The sequence below is a fragment of the Paenibacillus sp. FSL P2-0136 genome (genome assembly GCF_037975325.1).
Taxonomy (GTDB): domain Bacteria; phylum Bacillota; class Bacilli; order Paenibacillales; family Paenibacillaceae; genus Paenibacillus_AQ; species Paenibacillus_AQ silagei.
In genome coordinates, this window is the sequence record NZ_CP150244.1 from 644,860 (window position 1) to 665,025 (window position 20,166).

Genomic DNA, 20,166 nt, shown 5'->3' on the forward strand with positions numbered 1-20,166 from the left:
AATGAACTTAGGAGGCGTTAACATTGAAGACAAAGATATGGAGCGGTATCACGGCGGCAGCACTTATTCTCGGAGGCGCTTATGGTATAGGCGAGCTGAAGGGCAGTACGGCAGATGCAGCCGCAGCAGTGAAGAGTCAGAGCAAAACGTTAATTAGTGTAAGCAAAGCCGAGCAGATTGCCCTGAAGGCAGCTCCGGGACAGGTGGAGAGCATCGATCTGGAGAAGAAGGCCAGCGGCACGTATTACGATATCGAAATTCAGCAGACCAAGCAGGAGATAGATGTCCGGGTAGATGCCTATTCGGGAAAAGTGATCAGCGTGCGCAAGGATGCAGACGATGATGACTCTTTCAAGGCAGCCCCAGCCTCAGGCGGGAAGCTGATTACTGCAGGCAAGGCGGCTGAGGTGGCTCAAGCTGCTGTGAAGGGGACGGTCACCGAGATTGATCTGGACCGGGACCATGGAGGAGCTGTCTATGAGGTTGAAGTCAGGAACGGGCAGGTCAAGACAGAAGTAGGTGTCGATGCGTATACTGCCAAGGTTGTGTACACCGATACGGATTCCGACGAGGATGATGATTGATATGTAAAAGAGAGGCAGCCGGATTGAACGGCTGCCTCTTTGCTATGCCAAACGATTACGTCTACTGCTTCGCTCCAGTATACACATGCACTGCATCCCGCAGGAACGCGGCCATGCCGGGGCGGCGCTGGTCGTAATAAGCGGTGAAGCGCTCATCATCGACATACATCTGGGCTACGCCTGCATGGGCTTCCTTGGTGTACGTATCCCAATAGAAGCTGATCCATTGGCGGTGCAGATCGGCGGCCTTTTGCGCCAGTTCGCTTGCCGAGTCGCCTTCCTCCATCGCCTGCTCCAGTGACGCGAACATATCGGCCTCCAGCTGTTGAAGGGCAGCGTACTGCTCCTCCGTCATATGGCTGAGCTTGCGGTTCGACTGCTCCACAGCTTCCGCGCCGTATTTCTCCCGGATCTCCTGGCCGTACTTCTGCTCGTTATCGTCAATCAGCTTCTGCTTGAAGCCTGCGAATTTCTCCTGATTGCTCATTATACTTCTCCCTTCTGTGTGTGCAATGGTCTGCTCGACGTTCGCGATGAGCCGGTCCAGCTGCTGTCTCCGCTGAAGCAACTGGTCATGGTGCTCGCGCAGGGCGCGGGCGCCGTCGAAGGAGGGCGAATGGACAATATCTCTGATCGCCTCCAGGCCGAGGCCCAGTTCCCGGTAGAAGAGAATCTGCTGCAACAGGTCTACCTCAGCCTGGCCGTAGATCCGGTATCCCGAGGAACTGATTCTGGCCGGCTTCAGAATGCCGAATTCATCGTAATACCGCAGGGTCCGTGCACTGATCCCCGCGAGTGTCCCCAGCTTCTGCACCGTATATTCCATGGTCCAATCTGCCTCCAATCTGTCTTGGTGTATACAGCAGAGAACGGATTCAAGGCGTTCCCGCCGGGTAAGCGGCCGCTTACAGATCTAACTGTATACTTTGACGTAACGGCAAGGTCAACTCTTAATTTGTATAATAACCAGACAGCAGGGCGGGTAACCGTGTGCTGGAAAAGCAAACAGCGGCAACCGCCCAGGCTATGCCTCGGGAGATTGCCGCTGCTGCGCGGGCATATGGGGTTATTTCTTGCTAAGCTGGGCGGTGAAATACGCCTTAAGCTCTGCCAGCTTCCGGGGGTCCGCCAAGGCATCCTCCGCAGGGAAGTAATGCTCGGCGACCAGCTCCCAGGTGGGGACGATTTTTTGGGCGGTCATGGCTTTGATGGCGATCTTAACCGTCTTGCGTTCCCTTGCGTTCGAGAAGGTATCGACATAGTGCTGGGCACGGCCGAAGTCCAGCTCGCTGAAGACTGCGCGGAAGATCTCCGCCGTCATCTTGGCATCGTCCAGCGCGCGGTGGGCGGAGCCGGAAGGCTCCAGGCCGAAGAGGGCCATGGCCCCTTCGACGCTGATGTCGTTACTGAGGCCGCGGGCGCGCAGGACGCCCTTGAGCAAATCGAAGTAGGTGGCCTCCATCCAGTAGGCATCATCCATCTTGTGCATCCGCACATCCTGGATAATCCGCTTCATATCCTCGCCGCCCCAGGTTAAGAGCAGCACGCCGTCAGCGCTCTGGTCAAGCCACGCTCTGAAGGCGGTAATGACCTTCGGGAACCGGCTGGCGACGTCGATATCCTCTTGGGGGATGCCGGTTTTTTTCTTGATGAATGAATTCAGGGTGGAGAAGTATATGGGTCTGATTAAGGCTGAGAATTCATCCTTAACCTGCAATGAAGCGTCTAACCGGACCGCTCCGATCTCAATGACCTCCATAGGATGCTCGCTGGCAAATTTGCGGCCGTTGAATTCGATGTCCAGAATAATATAATCCACAGGTAATGCCTCCGTTTCAGTGACTGGCGCCAGGATTGCATGGAAATGCGCCGACCCTTCTATTTTAGCAAAAAAAGAGCTGTACAGATACCGGATGCTCTGTATCCGCACAAATTTGAATTTTCGGCCGGGGGAACGGGTTGATTTCTGGGAAATCGGGTAATGAACTAGATAATCTGTCGAATAGAGTTATTGAGGTAAGGAGGGAAGGCCATGAAGCTGTATGTAACCGTCAAAAGCCTGGGTAAACGCAGGCCGGTGCTGGAGCGTAAGGAGCTGCTGCTTGCTGACCGTCCGCAGACGCTGCGCGCGTTGATCTCGGAGATTGTAGCCGGGCAGGTGCAGGCGATGCTGGAGCGGCAGGAGCGGGGAGATCTAATCCCTTACCTGACCGCAAATGAAATTGCGGAGCAGGGCGATAACGGCAAGGTCGGATTCGGTACGGTGTACGGTGAGACGAAGCCTGAGGTAGAGCAGGCTACGGCTGCAGCACTGCTTGCTTACGAAGACGGATTGTACAAGGTATTCGTGCAGGAAGCGGAATGTTCCGCGCTGGATGAGCCGCTGAGGCTCGAAGAGGGCGATGAGCTGACGCTGATCCGGTTCACGATGCTGGCAGGAAGACTATGGTGAGGGAGATGACAGGATGAAAATCGGAAATGCAGAGTGGGAGACTCAGTGGTACGCGGATGTTGAGAGCAAAGCCCATGGGCTGAAGGGGGAAGGCGCGGAGCTGGCAGGCCTGCTCGCGGAGTTCAGCAAGAACCGCTACCTTCATGAAGGGGAGGATTCGCTGGACCGCTTCCTTGTTATCATGGATGATCGCGCTGCTGCGGCTCAGGCTGATTTTACCGGATACTGGGAGCCGCTGATGGGGATCATGCAGCAGCTGTACAGCACACATACCGTTGAGCTTGCCCGTTACATAGTTAAGCATGCAGTGGAGTACCCTTATTCCATAGGGTATCTGCGCCGGCCGTTCCGGACCCGGGAGGTTCAGGCGCACCGGATGCAGATCCTCCGCAAAATCAATGCCCTGATCTATATGGAGTTAATTGAATTCTCGTTACCGGAGTACCTTAAGGGGGATTATGAAAAGGATTACAGTATCTCTTACCGTGTAGATGTTGCCGTTCCCGATGTAGTCGCCTATGAGCTGGACCGCAGCGGCAGCGGAATGGAGGAGCTGCTTAAGGATGCGGTGTACGGGGACAACCAGGGGGCACTGCTCAGCCGCAATATGATAAAAGGTGCATTCCTCAGCCGTAACCAGGCCGCTGTTCAGATGATTGGCGAGCTGCTGCTGGCTGCCCGGCTGCAGGAGGGACTGCGCCAGTCCATTATGGAGACGATGGATGAGGGGACGATAGAGAACAACCTGTATATGCTGAAGGTGATTCTGGACAATGATCTCGTGCGCTACAGCTCGGTGGTGCGTGCCCTGGGCGTATGGACGGGGATGGGCCTGGAAGCCCAGAACCAGCGGGTGGCGAAGCAACTGATTGAAGGAGCCTATCAGGTGCTGACGGATGAAGCGCTGCGGGCTGACTGGCTGACCAGCGAGAATGCCAACCATGTCTACCTGAGCCTGTGGGGGACGGCTGTCTATGAGGAGAATGAGCTGATCGGCAAGGTGGATGTCCTGATGGAACAGGGCCAGTCCTACCAGAAGATTGTAGCAGAGTATGTACTTTCCGGCAGCCAGAACCGGGAGGTGCGCCTGAGCAGCGCCCGGAAGTATCTGAAGGAGCAAGAGCCGGAGCTGCTGTACTGGATTCTGACGAATTATAATTATGATTATAACCGGATGTGGAGAGGGCCGAAGGATAATGGGCCGAAGATCGAGGTCGTAACCAGCCCGCAGCTTGAGGATAAAAGCGAGCGGCAGCGCGACTTCAGCCTGCTAATGAATATCTTCCTGAATCCGGACAGCCGGGAGCTGACCGGTACCTCTAAGGTGCTGGATTTCCTGCAGGTCAACTACACCCGTGATCTGCCGGTCCAAAAGATGCTTTATCTGATCTCCTATGATATGGACCCGGCCTGGGTGAATGAATTGCTGGCGCTGAAGGACAAGCTCAGCACGGACATACGTGGGGAGCTGCTGAATTACTTCGTGCAGCATACGGAGGATACTGTGCAGCGCGAATTCATCTTCGCCAGCCTCTCCGACAAGAGTATCAAGAACCGGGAGCTGGCGCTGGACCTGGCGCAGGGGCTGACCCTGGCGGAGGATGAGCTGCTGATGGCCGAAGGGCTGCTGAAGCTTAAGACCGGTACGCTGCGGCAGAGCGTGACCCGGATGCTGCTGAATCAGCCGGATGAAGCGCTGAAGGAGTCCGTCCACAGACTGGTGCAGGGCAAGAATGCCCTGCAGCGGCAGGCAGGGCTGGAGATTATGACCGTGTTGTTCCAGGATGAAGAACGGCAGGCACTCTTTGAAGCGGTCCGTCCGCTGGCGGAGGCGCTGGAGAAGCCTTCCGACCAGGAGCGAGAGCTGATCGCGAGGCTGAGCCAGAAGAATGAGTATACGAAGGCTAATGGCTTCGGCTTGTTCGATCCCAAGCAGTCGGAGGAGTGGCTGACGCAGGGGCCGGTACTTGACGGATTCGCCTGGGATCAAGTGTTCAAGCTATCCTTGGAGCAGATCAAGACATTCCTTAAGGGACTGGACAACACGATCCACAAGCACCGCGACGTAGAGTACGAGGTTGAGTATTACAGCGGCTATAAGGACACGGTGCTGATCGGCACCAACCTCAGACCGTTGCAGGGGTACTTAATTAACGATGAGGAGACCGGCAAATCCGCCCTTGAGCAGTACCCGCTGCATGAAGCATGGGCTGAATATTGGGACAAGAGCGGCTGGAGCGCCCGGGATCTGATAGAGTTGAACTTCTATATCAGCCTGGAAGAGCTGGATGAGACCCTGGATAACTATGACGGTTACGACACCTTAGGAATTGATGATAAGGAACTTAGTAAGCAGAAGCTGCTGTCCGGGTGGCGCAAGGAGTTCGCGTCAAGGGTCTACCCGCTGGAGCAGATCGAGGCTGTGTTGAAGCTAGTAGACAAGCTGAAGTACAGATGGCAGGTAGAGACGCTGCTGGATGCGTACCGCGCGGACCACAAGAGCCCGGAGGGCTTCCGCCAAGTGAATGGTGCGGTGAATGCGCTGATGGCTGCGTTCCCGGAGGAGAAGCTTGCGGCGGACTGGCCTTTCCTGTCTGTGCTGGCTGATCCGTGGGTCGATATGGTGCAGAAGCTATGGAACGGAGCAGAGGAGTTCAAGGAGATGTTCCGTACCTGCTACCGGTTCGAGGGGATCAGCGGAGGCGAAGAGCGGGACAGCATCATCGGACTGAAGCACTACGTTGAGGCCTTCACCGGTGGAATCATCCGCGAAGAGACGCTGCTTAAGGAGCTGCTGCTGAGTAAGGATGCACGCAACCATATGAGCTGGATCAGTTCACGCAGATATGATTGGATCGAAGACAGTCCGCAGATGGTTGCGCTACGCACAAGGATCATCGACCGTCTGCTGGCGGTTGAGCTGGGACGCGGCGACCTGCCGACTGAGGTGACCGGCATGACGATGGGGCTGCAGCGGATAGAGGGCCTGGAGTATTGTATCCGTATCCTGTCAGGGCTGAACAAGGATACCTTCGTGCGCGGGTACGTGTATGGCTATGGCAACAATATTACGAAGAAGGAATCCTTCAGTCATCTGCTCAAGGTATGTTATCCGCGTGAGGGCGATAATGCGGAGCTGCTGAAGACCTTGCTGCAGGAGTACAAGCTGTCCGATCAAAAGCTGCTGGAAGCCGCCATGTACGCCCCGCAGTGGATCGAGATCATTGCCGAGTATCTGGGCTGGGAAGGGCTTCGCAGCGGGGCCTGGTACTTCCACGCCCACATTAACGAGAGCTTCTCGGCCGAAAAAGAGACGGTGGTGGCGCATTACTCGCCGATCACGCCGCAGGAGTTCAACGACGGCGCCTTCGATGTGAACTGGTTTCAGTCCGCCTACAAGGAGCTTGGACAAGAGCGGTTCGAGCTGCTCTATGACTGTGCCAAATATATCTCTGCCGGTGCGAACCACCGCCGTTCCCAGCTGTTCGCCGATGCCACGCTCGGCAAGCTGAACCTGGAAGAGATGAAGCAGTCTGTGGAGCAGAAGCGGGGCAAGGATCATCTGCTCAGCTATAGCCTGATTCCGCTGGGAGAAGACCGCGAGCAGGATATCCGCGTACGTTATGAGTTCATCCAGCGCTTCCTGGCGGAGAGCAAGAAGTTCGGCGCACAGCGCCGCGCCAGCGAAGGCCAGGCCGTACAGATTGCTCTTGGCAACCTGGCACGCAATGCCGGATATGCCGATGTCACCCGCCTGATCTGGGATATGGAGGCGCGCAAGCTGGATGATTATGCTGCGTACTTCGAGCCGTATGAGCTGGACGCAGAGACCTTCGTCTCGCTTAGTATCGATGAAGAAGGGCAAAGCGATTATGTGGTGACCAGCAAGGGGAAGGCGCTGAAGTCGGTGCCCGCACGCTTCAAGAAGCATGAGTGGATTGAAGCGCTGAAGGAGGCCAAGAGCGAGCTTACCGGGCAGTTCCGGCGCGCCCGGGCTGAACTGGAGCGGTCGATGGAGTCCGGCAGCGGCTTCACGCCGGCAGAGATTGCCGGGCTGAGCCGGAATCCGGTGCTGGCACCGCTGATTAATAAGCTGGTGCTGATGAGCGGCGATGCGTTGGGATATTACGATGCGGATCAGGGGGCGCTGGTAAGTCCTGCGGGTGAATCCACGGCCCTGAGCGGGGAGACTGTGCTGCGGATTGCCCATCCGCTGGATCTATACCGCAGCGGACAATGGAGCCTGTACCAGAAGGATCTGTTCGACCGTCAGCTCCGCCAGCCGTTCAAGCAGGTGTTCCGCGAGCTGTATCTGCCGAATGAGGATGAGCTGGCCCATGGCGTGCTGTCCCGCCGTTATGCGGGCCATCAGGTGCAGCCGAGCAAGACAGTCGCCCTGCTGAAGGGGCGGCAGTGGACGGTCAGCTATGAGGAAGGGCTGCAGAAGGTGTTCTATGCCGAGAACCTGATCGTCCGGCTCTATGCCATGGCGGACTGGTTCTCACCGGCCGATACCGAAGCGCCGACATTGGAGACGGTGCAGTTCTTCGACCGGAAGACGTACAAGGGCGTGCCGCTCGATCAGGTGCCGCCAGTGCTGTTCTCGGAGGTGATGCGGGATGTGGATCTGGTCGTTAGCGTGGCCCATGTCGGCGGCGTCGATCCGGAAGCGAGCCTGACGACTGTAGAGATGCGCCGGGTCATCGTCAGCGAGTCGCTGCGGCTGCTGAAGATTGAGAACGTCCGGCTGGACGGCAATTACGCACGGATTGACGGTACACTGGGCGAGTATGCTGTGCATCTGGGCAGCGGCCAGGCGTACAAGCAGGCCGCGGGCGCCCTATCCATTATTCCGGTGCATTCGCAGCACCGGGGGCGGTTGTTCCTGCCGTTCCTGGACGAGGACCCGCGTACAGCGGAGGTACTCTCCAAGGTCGTGCTGCTCGCTGATGATACGAAGATCAAAGACCCGCAGATTCTGGTACAGCTGAGCAGATGAGCGGCTGCGCGGGTGGGGGAACGGATTGTGCACGGACGGGACACGGCTTACCGCAGCCGTATATAGAGCAATGCCACAGGCACCGGTGCTGAATTTCAGCGCCGGTGTTTTTGTCGCGGGAGGAGGAAGGTGAAGCTGCCTCTTATGGCTAGACGGGGATGCGTGGGCGGAATGTAATCGAAAAACCGAACACATTTTGCTGGTGGGGGGTGCGAGAGCGGAATGTAATCGAAAAACCGATTACATTTGGCTGGCGAGGGGTGCGTGGACCAAATGAAATCGAAAAACCGATCACATTGGGCGGCCGCATAATCTGGGTCACGCTAGATATCGCGGGAAGGCAGTTGAATGGAGATCAGAGAGCGGCGGGCGAGTTGAGCAGATTATTAATTTCGCATTCGCGCATATTTTTGCCCGGATTCCCGGTCAATAATACTGCGTTTGTAGAATGGAAAGCGGGAAAAGCAGGGAATGGGTCCTGCAATGGCGAATTTTGGAGGGGAAAGCGAGGAATAAGCAATGAAGAACAAGCTCCGCCGAAATCTGCAGTCTTTGCAAGACGCATACGCATCATTATGCGGATTGACAATTATTATTACCGATCAAGCGGACAAACGAATAACAGAACCCTCCGGCTTAACCGAGATGGCATCTCTGTTGTTCGGTTCTCCTTGTGCAACCGCTGAACATGCAATTGCGAACCTGCTGGAGAAGGTCAGGAATGTATCGAAAACTATTGTCTATGAAACCCGCTCCGGGCTGAAAATGCTGATTACCTCCATCGGGATCTGTAAGCAAAGGCCCTATTATATTCTGACAGGCGTCTGGGTGGACGGTTGTACGAAAGAGCTGATTACCGGCAGGATTCATGAAACCGTTCCCCCCGGAGAATGCGAGGACTGGATTCAGGCTCTGGATAAGGTACCGGTATTGGATCAGGAGGGCGTCGCCAGGATTATCAGCCAATTGGATATACTGGCTGATACCGTGCAGGCTCTGCTTGAACGGGAGCAGGGCGGAGAATATTCTGCGTATGACCTGCAGCTTATGAATCTGATTTATCTGCTGGACCCGGCGAGCCCGGAGTGGCTGCAAGGAATACTGGGCATTGTGGTACGTATTCTGGGAGTGGAATTTGCGGGCTATGCCAGTAATGCTGCAGACGGGGACCAATTCACAGTGGTGGAGACAACCGGTATGCCGAAGGATAACTCCCTGCAGGGGGCTTCTTTTTTTTACGGTGAGGGATTTCTGGGACAGGTGGGGCTCTCCAAGCAAATGGGGTACTGGAGGAATGCTGACCGCGATCTGCGGATTTCTTTTTTTGCTGCGCATGGGGTAAGGCCAAAGGTGCTAATCTGCTATCCCATCAAATACAAGGACAAGCTGTATGGATTATTGTATGCCGGAGACCCGGTCCGCCCGGAGCTGACGGAGGAGCAGGCTGATATGGGTATGCTGGTGGCCCATCAGCTCGCTGCTTCCATGTATCATATGGAGAGCGAAGCGCTGTATGAACGTCAAAGGAAGAGGCATGATGCCTATAAAGAAATTGTCCAAGGGATTCTGGTTACTCAGGATAAGGAGGATTACCTGCAGCTGTTCATTGAGTTTTTCCAGCAGCAGCTAGGCAGTCCGTTCATGTGCTTGTTATTACATACGCCTGACGAGGCCGGACTGAGGATCTATTCTTCCTCTTCTGCTCCAAATGAACTGTACACCGTCTACGCAGAAGATGCTGAACAGATCTATTTCGCTGACGGGATACCGGGGTTCAACCTGCTGAACAAGCCGATCCGGCGGGAATGGAAGAGCTGGCAGCTGGTAGAGCATCCTATGGTATTTGAACAAAGGCTGCTGGGGTTATTCACGGTCCAGTTCAGTGATGAGGGGCAGCGGCGGGAATATGAAACGATTTTTCATATGACCAATGTGCTGCTAGTGACCAAGCTGCTTGCCCAGCAGCCTCAGAACACGCCCTCCGGAACTGACTTCATGCGGCTGCTCCAGGATAATCTGCTGATACAGCAGCCGGTAGTACATAGCAGAGCTGCAGATATCCGAAGGCTTGCACAGGACTTGTTGGAGCCGTTAAGTCACTCTGCGGAAGAGATGGAATGGATTGGCCAGGCCGCGCTCCTTGCTCCATATCCTATAGGGCTGCTGATCAAATACCTGGGTGATATTCCTGCTGTATGTGTTTTGCGCCATATGCACTATTACCTGACGGATTACAATGGGCAAGAGGATGTAGGAGAAAGTTCCCATCTGTACTTGGCGAAGGTCTTGCTTATGCTCACGAAGTATACGGAGCAGGGCGGCAGGCAATGGAAGGAAACACTTCCTATACCCGTGCCCGAGCCACTTATGCGTTCCTTTGAGCAACTGATAGCTCCTCCGCCGGTTGCAGTGCAGCAAGAGGGAGGCGTACGTTTTACTACCCGGGAAAACGATATCCTGGATGGTCTGCTGACAGGCCTCAATAACAAGCAAATTGCGGAGAAACTGTTTATCAGTACGCATACTGTCAAGAATCACATAACCAAAATCTACGAGAAGCTTGGTGTGCATAGCAGATCACAGGCGATCTCGCAAATATATCAAGCTACCGGCAAAAAAGATTCTTTATAAAAGCAATGATTACGCAGCATGTAAGCGTACATTGCTTTTTTTGTGCAAATATAAGAATTTATGGGTTTCACGCTATACATTATCCTTCTATTCCTCGCTGAAACGGTACCGTCCTTTAAAAGGACGGCAAAGCCGTTTCCACTTGATAAAGGAAAGAAGGCCTGTAGAAAACAGGAAGATTATGTCGAAACTTAGGAACCAATGGCGATAGGCGCAGAGGCCTTACGTTATACATAATAGGGGAAGCTTTGTAGGCTCGACAAAATACATATTGAGGAGTGCTTCATTTGAAACTAAACATCCGCACCAAATTGTTGGGAGGCTTTCTGGTTATTGTAGCGTTGCTTATATTTATCAGCGGGCTATCGATTATGAAAATGGCGGGCATGAACAGTAACTCTGTACAGATGCAGAGCTACAACTTCCCCGCGCTCGTCAATATTGCTGAGATCCGGACCGAGCTGTACAAGCTGCGCGGTGATCTGTTCAAGCTTATCCTCGAAACCGATGATTCGGTGAAGGAGGAGATTCAGGCAGTTATTAAAGCGGATCAGGACAAAATTGCTGACCGGATGAAGGTCTATGGAGAGCTCGCACTGAATGCGGATCAACGGGCTGCGTTAGAGATCATTAAGCAGAGCGTGGATAACTATAACCAATCCGTACCCAAAGTCAATGACCTGCTGGATAAAGATCAGAATACGCAGGCCTACGGCGTCTTAATCGACGCACTGCCTGATTTGCAGAAGGCTCAGGATACCGCCGATCTGGCCGCCAGTAATGTAATCGAAGGTGCAGATGAACGGATCGACTCTACGGTTGCCAGCTATACCACGGGAAGATTGATGATCCTGATCATCTCCATCTTTGCGGCACTTGCAGCCATTGTGCTGGGCATCGTGATCTCGCAGGGAATTGTGGGTCCGGTGTCCAAGCTGCTCGCTGCGATGGTCCGCATGGCAGATGGTGACCTCAGGGAGGAGATTGCGATCAAGAACCGGGATGAGTTCGGCCGGCTGGCCGCAGCAGCCAATGAGATGATTACCAGCCTGCGCAAGCTGATCGGCGGGACGGTCGAAGCGGCGCAAAGTGTCGCGGCCTCCTCTGAGGAAATATCGGCAACCACCGAAGAAATCGCCAGCGGCAGCCAATCCCAGGCCCAGGCGGCGCAAAATATCAATCAGCTGGTTCAGGATCTGACCCGGGGCATCGATGAGGTTGCGAAGAATGCCGAGCAGGCATCGGAGCTGTCGCTGCTGACGCGTCAGGGTGCTGAGGAGGGAAGCACTGCGGTAAGAGAATCCGGCCTTGGTATGAGTAATCTGTCGGAGAAGATGGAACTGCTTGAGCAGGATTCCCAGAAGATCGGCGAAATAATCGAGGTGATTGATGAGATTGCCGAGCAGACCAATCTGCTGGCGCTCAATGCAGCGATTGAGGCAGCGCGTGCCGGTGAGCAGGGACGGGGCTTCGCCGTTGTCGCCGATGAGGTCCGCAAGCTGGCTGAACGGAGCAGTGAAGCGACCAAACAGATTGCCCTGATCATCCGGGTGATGCAGAAGAATACGGTTCTGAGTGTGCAGGCTGTCAGTGACGTATCGGCCCTGTCCGAGCGTACAGAGCGGCTGATCGATGGTATCGTTACCCGCGTCAATGATACTACCCAGCAGATTACAGGCATCGCTGCGGCTTGTGAGGAACAGGCGGCGCAGACGAACGAGGTGCTGCTCTCGATTGAATCCATTGCGGCCGGAAGCCAGGAATCCGCCGCAGCAGCCGAGGAGACGGCCTCCTCCTCGCAAATGCTCGCCTCCTTGGCGGATGAACTGAATAGCTCGGTGTCGGTGTTCAGATTGTAGAGGGGGAGTAAGCCATGCTGGCTGCACGAACGGAGCAGTACATCATCTTCCGGCTGGTCCAGGAGAAGCTGGCCATCGATATCCGGGAGATTAACGAGATTATCAAGATGGAGCCTATCACAGCCGTGCCTAACAGCAAGTCTTTTATTAAGGGCGTGATTAATTTACGCGGCAAAATTATACCGGTGGTCAGTCTGTGCAGGCGGTTTGGCCTGGCAGAATCTATACCGGATACCCGGTCTAGGATCGTTGTGGTGCATTACCGGCAGGAGGCCATAGGGATTATGGTGGATTCTGTAGAAAAGGTGGCTTCCTTTCATGAGGTAGAGCCGCCTCTGGAATCGCATGAAGTGCAGGGCGTGCAGTACATGGACGGGATCGGCATGTGTGCCGGGGAGCTGATCAGCATTCTGAACATCGGGCGTCTGTTAAGTGACGGGTGAAGGGTGAAGGCCAACGCATGAAGGCGGGGAGGAGAACTGAGATGAACGAGTTTCATAATATGGTGTATTTGGGCGTTTTTCTGGATGAAATGGACGAGCAGCTGCGGTATTTGGATGAGGCCCTGCTCATGCTGGAGAGCAAAGGGTATCAGAATGACCTTATTCAGAGGCTCTTCCGGGTCGCACATACGCTCAAGGGCTCATCAGCAGTCATGGGCTTCAAGCAGCTTAACCGGCTGACGCATCAGATGGAAAGTGTGCTAGAGCTGCTCAGGGGCAGACAGCTGGACGTAACCTCCGAGTTATTGAACATTCTCTTTGATTGTGTAGATTTCATTAAGGAGCTTCGTCAATCCATTCTGAGCGGTGCGCTGGAGGAAGGGGACATCTCAGAGCTGTTGCGCCGGTTAAAAGAGTTGCGGAAGACAGCAGCCGAGTCTCCCGCTCCTGCTGCAGAGGGGCTTCCGCAGGGAGAAGCGGGGCCTGTGCCGGATATGATCTTCGATGATATCCGCAAAGAGCAGATCCAGGCAGCTATAGATCAAGGCTCTGCGGCAATGGCGGTTCATATTCAACTTGCTGCTGAGGAGCCGATGAAATATGTCCGCGCGAAGCTCGTAGAAGCCAAGCTGCGGGAAACGGGCGAGGTTATTGCCACCTTCCCCGAGCTGGAAGCCCTCGAGAGGGATGCGCAGTTCTCCGGTACTATTGCATATATTCTGCTTACGCAGCAGTCCCGGCAGGATATGATGGCCTGTCTGCAGGAAATCTCACAGATTGAAATTATACATACAGATCCTATTACGAAAGCAAACCTCGACACCTTCACCGAAGGAAAAGAGGCTCAGAAAAATAACGGCTATGCGGCCCAGACTGTCCGTGTGGATGTGGAGCGGCTGGAGGGACTGCTGAATCTGGTAGGAGAGCTGATTATAGATAATACCAGGCTGCACAGTGTCCGTTCCAGATTGAGTGAGCAGTTCAAGAACAACAGTGATGTTCATCTGCTTAATGATATCGCAGGACATTTGAATATGGTCATCAGCGATCTTCAGGAGGGGATGATGAAGACCCGGATGCTGCCGATGGAGCATCTGTTCGGCCGCTTCCCCAGGATGATCCGGGATTTGGCGCAGAAGTCGAACAAGGAGATCGAGTTCATCATTGAGGGCAATGAGACCGAGCTGGACCGCAGCCTCATTGAGGAGATCAGCGATCCTCTGATCCATATTCTGCGCAACGCCGTGGACCATGGGCTGGAGCTGCCGGAAGAACGTGCAGCTCTCTGCAAGCCGCGGAAAGGGACCATTACTCTGCGGGCAAGTCATCAAGGGAACATGATTGTCATTACGGTATCCGATGACGGCAGGGGCATTGATACCGGCAAGGTCAAAGAAGCCGCTGTGCGTAAAGGCTTCGTCACCACTGATGAAGTGAAGCGTATGACGGACAAAGAGCTGGTGATGCTCATTTTCCGCTCTGGCATCTCAACAGCCCGTACGGTCACAGATTTATCCGGCCGCGGAGTGGGCATGGATATTGTCAAAGCACATATAGAGAAATTAAATGGCATTATAGATATTGAGACGGTTCCTGATCAGGGGAGTATATTCACGATCAAGGTCCCGCTGACGCTTGCCATCATCCGTTCCCTGCTGGTTAAGCTGGGGAGCAGTACCTTTGCCATTCCGCTGATTAATGTCATTGAAATATTCAGAATGAAGGCGGAGGATATTGTTACCATTCAGGGGCGGGAGGTCTGCCAGTTCCGCGATCAGGTGCTTCCGCTTGTCCGTCTGCACCATATGCTGCAAGTGGAGGAAGGCGAGCATACGGTGAACGGCCGGCTGTTCGTTGTCATCGTCGGCTTCGCGGATAAGCGGGTCTGTCTGGTAGTAGATCAGACGATCGGCAACCAGGAGATTGTCATCAAGTCACTGGGAAGTTACATAGGCAACGTTTCTTATATCGCAGGCTCAACCATACTTGGCGACGGCCGAGTGGCCCATATCCTGGATATAGGCTCGATTGCAAGGGAAACAGGCTCGGCCCACGATGCACTGCTCCAAGAGAACACAGTTACGGCAGGGGATCAGGATAGTCAGAGCGAGAAATATATCACCTTCAAGCTGGAGAAGCTGGATTTCGGGATTCCGATCCGCCAAATGAAGGAGATTGTACCTGTTCCTGAGATTCATTCGCTGGTGTCTGCCCCGGCTCATGTCCTGGGAATGATCAATCTGCGCGGATTGCTGTTCCCGGTCTATGACATACGGCCCAAGCTCGAAATGGACAGCGGTGAACAGACGGCCGGCTCCCGGATTCTGATCTGCGAGGTATCCGGACAGGAGGTAGGGATATGGGTGGATCAGGTGTCAGCGGTGCAACTGCTCGCAAGGGAGCACATGGATGAGGCGCCGGATCACATTCTCCAGCATCCAGAGGTGCTGGATGCCGTCTATAAAGACAACCATCAGTTTATTCACTTGCTGAATTTGGAGAACCTGCTGGACCTGCACACCTGCTGCATTACCGGTCCCGTATCACATGACCGATCCCCGGAGTGATCTCGCTGAAGCCGGCCATGTGGCGGGACTGATAGGGAATCGGCCGGGCGCTGGCGGTCATGAGGATATTGCGCAGATCGGCGGTCCCTTCTGCCGGGAGGGCGAAGGTTCTGGTATATGGATATACTTCACGGAGTGTGGTATGAATAGCACTGATGAAGCGGTCATTGCCGCTGCGGCCCATCAGATTCATGATGATCTGGCCGTGTCCGTTCAGCTTGGCACGGGTTAGGCGGAAGAACTCCAGCGTGGTGAAATGAGGCGGCGTCCCGGCAGCGGTGAAGGCATCCAGCAGGATATAGTCATGGCCGCGTTCCGGCGCGGCTTCCAGCAGGCTCCGGCCGTCACCGATCAGGATGTTATCCTGCGTGTAGCCAAAGCGGGTTCTGCTGTATTCCACCACCTTCGCATTCACCTCAGCCACCGTAAAATGCTTCTCTGCGAAATAACCGGCAATCGTACCAATCCCGTGTCCGATCAGGAAGACACGCTCGAAATGCGGATTGCCCGCCTCCATCAGATGAATCATCGCCCGGGGATACTCGAAGATCACCCGGCGCGGATGGTCCAGATCCAGTGCGCCCTGAACAGCTTCCCCCGAGAATTGCAGTACCCGGAACCGTCCGGTCTCACCATATAGCTCGGTTGTATCGTAGACCTCGATGTCCTGAGAGTCGTGGTTAGGATGGGATGGTGCGTGCAAGCGGATCAGACTCCTTCTGCAGATGGGATTCGTTCGGTACAACCTTCATAGTAACATAAAGCAGCCGCAGGAAGGGCTTCCTGTGGCTGCTTGTATTTCTCAAAAGGGGCTTAAGCCCCCTTAATGAACCAAACTCTCCAGTTCGGGCTGGAGCTTGTGCCGCAGGGCGTACAGCATGGCGGCACCGACCAGGAAGGCAGCGGCATCGGCAATGACCAGCGACCACACCACTCCATGGAAGCCATTCGTCCGGTTGGCGAAGAAGAGCACAGGAATCAGTGTGACCCCTTGAATAATCGACATTACGAATGCGGCCGTTCCCTGCGCGGTAGCCTGGAAGATCCCCATGAATAAGGTGGTCAGCCCTGATATGAATAAGGACAAGAAGGTGACATGCAGAATGTAGCTGCCCATTTGAATCATTTGCGGATCTCTGGTGAACAGACCGATCAGATGGTCGGAGATCAGATAGACGACGATGCCGAATACGGCAGCCATGGCGGCCATCGCTTTTACCGTGAATCCGATGGTATGCTTCATGCGCAGCTTATCCGCTGTGAATGAGAAGGCAATGAGCGGCACGACTCCCTCGCACAAGCCCATCAGAATAAACTCGGGGAATTGCAGCAATCTTGAGGATATCCCGTAAGCGGCTACAGCCGCATCCCCATATTCGATCAGGAACAGATTGAAGATCAGCGACATGGCTCCCAGAAAGACACTCATGATGAAGACCGGAACGCCGATTTTGAACACATTGCTGAGAATATCCTTGGTGGCCTTGAACCATTTGAAGGAGACTGTGAGGAATTGGCTTTTGTAGCCCATATGGAAGGCATAGTAGGCACTCGCAACCATGTTGGCCACAACCGTTGCCGACGCTACGCCAATTACACCCCAGTGGAGCACGAAGATAACCAGTGCATCGAGCAGGATATTAACCACCACGCTGAGCATCATACCGATCATGGAGACGATAGCTGCACCCTCGGAGCGGACCATATTCTCCAGCGTAAAGAACAATACGACAAACGGCGCGCCAATCAGCATGACTGTGACATAATCCTTCGTGAATCCATAGGAATCCGGCGTTGCCCCCAGACTGTGCAGGATGGGGCCGATCAGCGGCAGGCCCACGGCCATCACGAGGAGGCCAAGCACGAGACTGCTGTAAAAGGCGAAGGAAGACACTTGCTTCACTTCGTCATATTTGTGCTCACCCAGCAGCCGCGAGATATATGTTCCGCTGCCTATGCCCACCAGATTGCCCAGCGCCATGATGATGGCGAACAGCGGCAGGGTCAAGGCGAGTGCGGTCAGCATGGCCGTATTGTGGAGAGTGCCCAGGAAATAGGCATTCAGAATCGAATAGATGACGTTCATGGATGTGCCTAACATCATGGGCACGGCGAAATGGGCGACGGCTTTGGTGATGGGTGCTTTTTCAAAATAATAAAGGTTTTCGGTATCCATTAGGGATCACTTCTTTCACTGATTTTTGTCAATCTAACGGCGTTAGATTGAATCTTACAGTGTTAGATGATATCATGAACCTAAGAGACTGTAAAGCATAAACTTACACTGTTAGATAAAAGGGCGGATAGCGATGAAAAAAGCACAACCTCAAATCTCGGAAGACCGGATTCTGGAAGCTTCATGGGAGCTTCTCAGGGAGGGGGGAATCGAAAAATTCAGTATGCGGCGTCTGGCTGACCGGCTGGGGATTCAGGCTCCCTCGCTGTATTGGTATTTCAAGAGCAAACAGAACCTCTACCAGCGGCTGGCCAACCACATCTCCAGAGTCATCCTGGAGGAGCACCGCCCGGAGGGCGACTGGAAGGAACAGCTGACAGAATTTGCGGTAACGGTACGGAGTGTACTCAGCCGGTATTCCTGCTCCACACAGCTTATGATGATGACACTGCCCCACGAGCCGGATATTATCCGGTTTAACAACCGGATGCTGCACTGCGTGGAATCCACGCCGCTTGAGGAGGCGCAGAAGGTGCAGGTGGTCACTACACTTGTGAACTTCGTGTTCTTCTTCGTGCTGGATGATTATGAGCATGAGCGTAATGTCTCCATGATGGCTAAGGAACAGCAGGAGCCTCCGGGCGAGGAACTGCTCCGCCTGATGGACTCCATGAACGAGAAGGAGGTTGGGTTATTCCGCAGGATGTTCAAGAATGGACTGTTCGAGCTGCTGGGGACCGATGGGGCTTTTGAATTCGGCCTGAGGCTGATTCTGCTTGGGACGGAGCAGGTGATTAAGGAGCATGAGCATGGAACACGGAAGAACACTTAACGACAAAATCAAACAATGATATAGATAACAAATAACATATTGCCAGCCCGGGTTGGAGGCTCCAAGGAGTCACCCTCATTCTACCGGTGAGATTCGTTTGAATTCATTCGGTGTTACACCGACAACCTTCTTGAACAGCTTGTTGAAATAAGCGGGATCGGGATAGCCGACTTCAACGCCGATTTCATGGATTTTGAGGTCCGGTGCATTCTTCAGCAGTTGCTTGGCCTTGCGGATACGGATTTCGATCATGTAATCGGTCAGCGTGAGGCCGGTTACCTGCTTGAACAGCTTGCTTAGATAGCTGGGTGTAAGATAGACCATCCCCGCCAGGGTATTCAGATCTGCGTGCTGGTTGTAGTGGGCCGAGATCCAGCGCTTGACCGTCTCAATAGCGGTGCCGGACAGCTCGAGACGCTGGGCGCGGATACTGATCAGGGCGGCTGAGAAGGAGGCTGCGAACAGCGTCTCCATATCTGCAAACCGCATACAGTCCGCAATCTGCTCTTCCAGACTCAGCGCAGCGCCCTTGCGGTAGACCGCCTCGAATTCCGGCAGCTCCTTGCGGGCCAGCGCTTCAATCTCCCGGCAAATGCCGGGAATCTGCGCGGGCGATACACGCTCTTCCGCAAGCCCCGAGAACAGCTGGTGCAGTCCTGCCTGGATGCCTTCGATATTCAGGATTTGCAAATCATGGACCAGCAGATCGCGGTAAGCGGCAACCGGCTCAGCCTTAGTCTTCTCCGGCAGCATCAGCTCGTCCACCGTAGCGTAATACAGCAGCCGGGATTGATACATTCCCTGATCACAGGCCATCCTGGCCTCCAGATAGGCATCCCCGAGCCGGGCAGCGTCCGCATAGGGGCGGCTGATCCCCACATGAAGGATATGCCCTGAGGCGGCAGTGTGCAGATGCTCCCGGATCTCCTGCAGCTGATCCGGTGTCAGCGGCTGCGCAGCGTACCAGACCCAGGCCTGGAGTCCCCGGCGCAGCTCCAGCACATCGAAGCACTCCGGCTTGTGCTGCCGCAGATGCTCTGCACAGGCCCGGACGGCTTCGGGCGAGTCTCCCTTAAGCAGCAGCACCGAGAAATAAGGTGCGGGCAAATGAAGGCTGGCGAGCAGCAGCCCCGGGGGCTCCGCCATATGCAGGATAGAGAGCAGCATTCCGGTGCGCTGCCGTTCCTCCTGCTCACGCAGCAGCGTGCGCTCCTTGTCCAGCTGGTACAAAATCTCGAACAGCTGCTCTTTATTGATCGGCTTCAGCAGATAATCGACCGCTGAGCTGCGGATTGCTTCGCGGGCATAATCAAATTCCACGAATCCGCTCATCAAGAGGGAACGGACCTGGGGGCGGCTGACTCTAAGCAGCCGGATCAGCTCCAGGCCCCCGGTCTGCGGCATGCGGATATCGGTAATTACAACATCGAACTGGAGGGAAGGCAGCTCATCCAGCAGATGCCTGCCGTCGGCATATGTACGGATGATATGAAATTCAGGGCTCTCCCTGCTGATCATCCGGGCCAGCCCCTCGCGGATCAGGACCTCATCATCTACGATTATTATACGCAGCAAGCCGCTCTCCCCTTTCCCCGAAATTGTGTGCTACAAGATCCCGTTTCC

At 54.7% G+C, this 20,166-nt stretch carries 13 protein-coding genes; 8 read left to right on the forward strand and 5 right to left on the reverse strand.

Going from position 1 to position 20,166, the window contains the following annotated elements; all coding sequences use genetic code 11:
- Nucleotides 1-23 precede the first annotated feature (23 nt).
- Nucleotides 24-584 (forward strand): PepSY domain-containing protein, encoded by a 561-nt coding sequence (locus NYE26_RS02730; RefSeq protein WP_339253691.1) that lies wholly within the window; start codon nt 24-26, stop codon nt 582-584.
- Between the two features lie 61 nt (nt 585-645).
- Here NYE26_RS02730 and NYE26_RS02735 read toward each other — a convergent pair whose 3' ends face one another.
- On the reverse strand, nt 646-1,410 hold the full coding sequence (locus NYE26_RS02735) for a MerR family transcriptional regulator (RefSeq protein ID WP_339253692.1): 765 nt from the start codon (nt 1,408-1,410) through the stop codon (nt 646-648).
- Nucleotides 1,411-1,650: 240 nt separating this feature from the next.
- A complete protein-coding gene (locus NYE26_RS02740) occupies nt 1,651-2,403 on the reverse strand; it encodes a 3'-5' exonuclease (protein ID WP_339253694.1) in 753 nt (250 codons plus the stop codon).
- A gap of 213 nt (nt 2,404-2,616) precedes the next feature.
- Here NYE26_RS02740 and NYE26_RS02745 point away from each other — a divergent pair, with 213 nt between their 5' ends.
- From NYE26_RS02745 to NYE26_RS02770, 6 genes are all read left to right on the forward strand, one after another.
- The gene (locus NYE26_RS02745) at nt 2,617-3,036 is read left to right on the forward strand and encodes a hypothetical protein (RefSeq protein ID WP_036731220.1); all 420 of its coding nucleotides are present in this window, start codon (nt 2,617-2,619) and stop codon (nt 3,034-3,036) included.
- Between the two features lie 13 nt (nt 3,037-3,049).
- The gene (locus NYE26_RS02750; protein WP_339253696.1) at nt 3,050-8,035 is read left to right on the forward strand and encodes a DUF4132 domain-containing protein; all 4,986 of its coding nucleotides are present in this window, start codon (nt 3,050-3,052) and stop codon (nt 8,033-8,035) included.
- Between the two features lie 519 nt (nt 8,036-8,554).
- Complete coding sequence (locus NYE26_RS02755) at nt 8,555-10,666, forward strand: LuxR C-terminal-related transcriptional regulator (protein WP_339253697.1); 2,112 nt, start codon at nt 8,555-8,557, stop codon at nt 10,664-10,666.
- A 287-nt stretch (nt 10,667-10,953) separates the two neighbouring features.
- Nucleotides 10,954-12,525, forward strand: a complete 1,572-nt coding sequence (locus NYE26_RS02760; RefSeq protein ID WP_339253699.1) for a methyl-accepting chemotaxis protein — start codon at nt 10,954-10,956, stop codon at nt 12,523-12,525.
- Nucleotides 12,526-12,539: 14 nt separating this feature from the next.
- Complete coding sequence (locus tag NYE26_RS02765) at nt 12,540-12,968, forward strand: chemotaxis protein CheW (RefSeq protein WP_339253701.1); 429 nt, start codon at nt 12,540-12,542, stop codon at nt 12,966-12,968.
- 41 nt (nt 12,969-13,009) lie between these two features.
- Nucleotides 13,010-15,535 (forward strand): chemotaxis protein CheW, encoded by a 2,526-nt coding sequence (locus NYE26_RS02770; protein WP_339253703.1) that lies wholly within the window; start codon nt 13,010-13,012, stop codon nt 15,533-15,535.
- Here the strand turns inward: NYE26_RS02770 and NYE26_RS02775 are convergent.
- Both NYE26_RS02775 and NYE26_RS02780 read right to left on the reverse strand, forming a co-directional pair.
- Nucleotides 15,498-16,238, reverse strand: coding sequence for a fused MFS/spermidine synthase (locus NYE26_RS02775; protein WP_339253705.1), 741 nt, complete (start codon nt 16,236-16,238; stop codon nt 15,498-15,500). The two genes, NYE26_RS02770 and NYE26_RS02775, sit on opposite strands and share 38 nt — an antisense overlap.
- Before the next feature lie 120 nt (nt 16,239-16,358).
- Nucleotides 16,359-17,711, reverse strand: coding sequence for an MATE family efflux transporter (locus NYE26_RS02780; RefSeq protein ID WP_036731234.1), 1,353 nt, complete (start codon nt 17,709-17,711; stop codon nt 16,359-16,361).
- Nucleotides 17,712-17,844: 133 nt separating this feature from the next.
- Between NYE26_RS02780 and NYE26_RS02785 the strand changes: the two genes are divergently transcribed.
- Entirely contained in the window at nt 17,845-18,543 is a 699-nt protein-coding gene (locus NYE26_RS02785) for a TetR/AcrR family transcriptional regulator C-terminal domain-containing protein (protein WP_339253707.1), read from the forward strand.
- Between the two features lie 75 nt (nt 18,544-18,618).
- Here NYE26_RS02785 and NYE26_RS02790 read toward each other — a convergent pair whose 3' ends face one another.
- Complete coding sequence (locus tag NYE26_RS02790) at nt 18,619-20,118, reverse strand: response regulator (protein WP_339253709.1); 1,500 nt, start codon at nt 20,116-20,118, stop codon at nt 18,619-18,621.
- Nucleotides 20,119-20,166 lie beyond the last annotated feature (48 nt).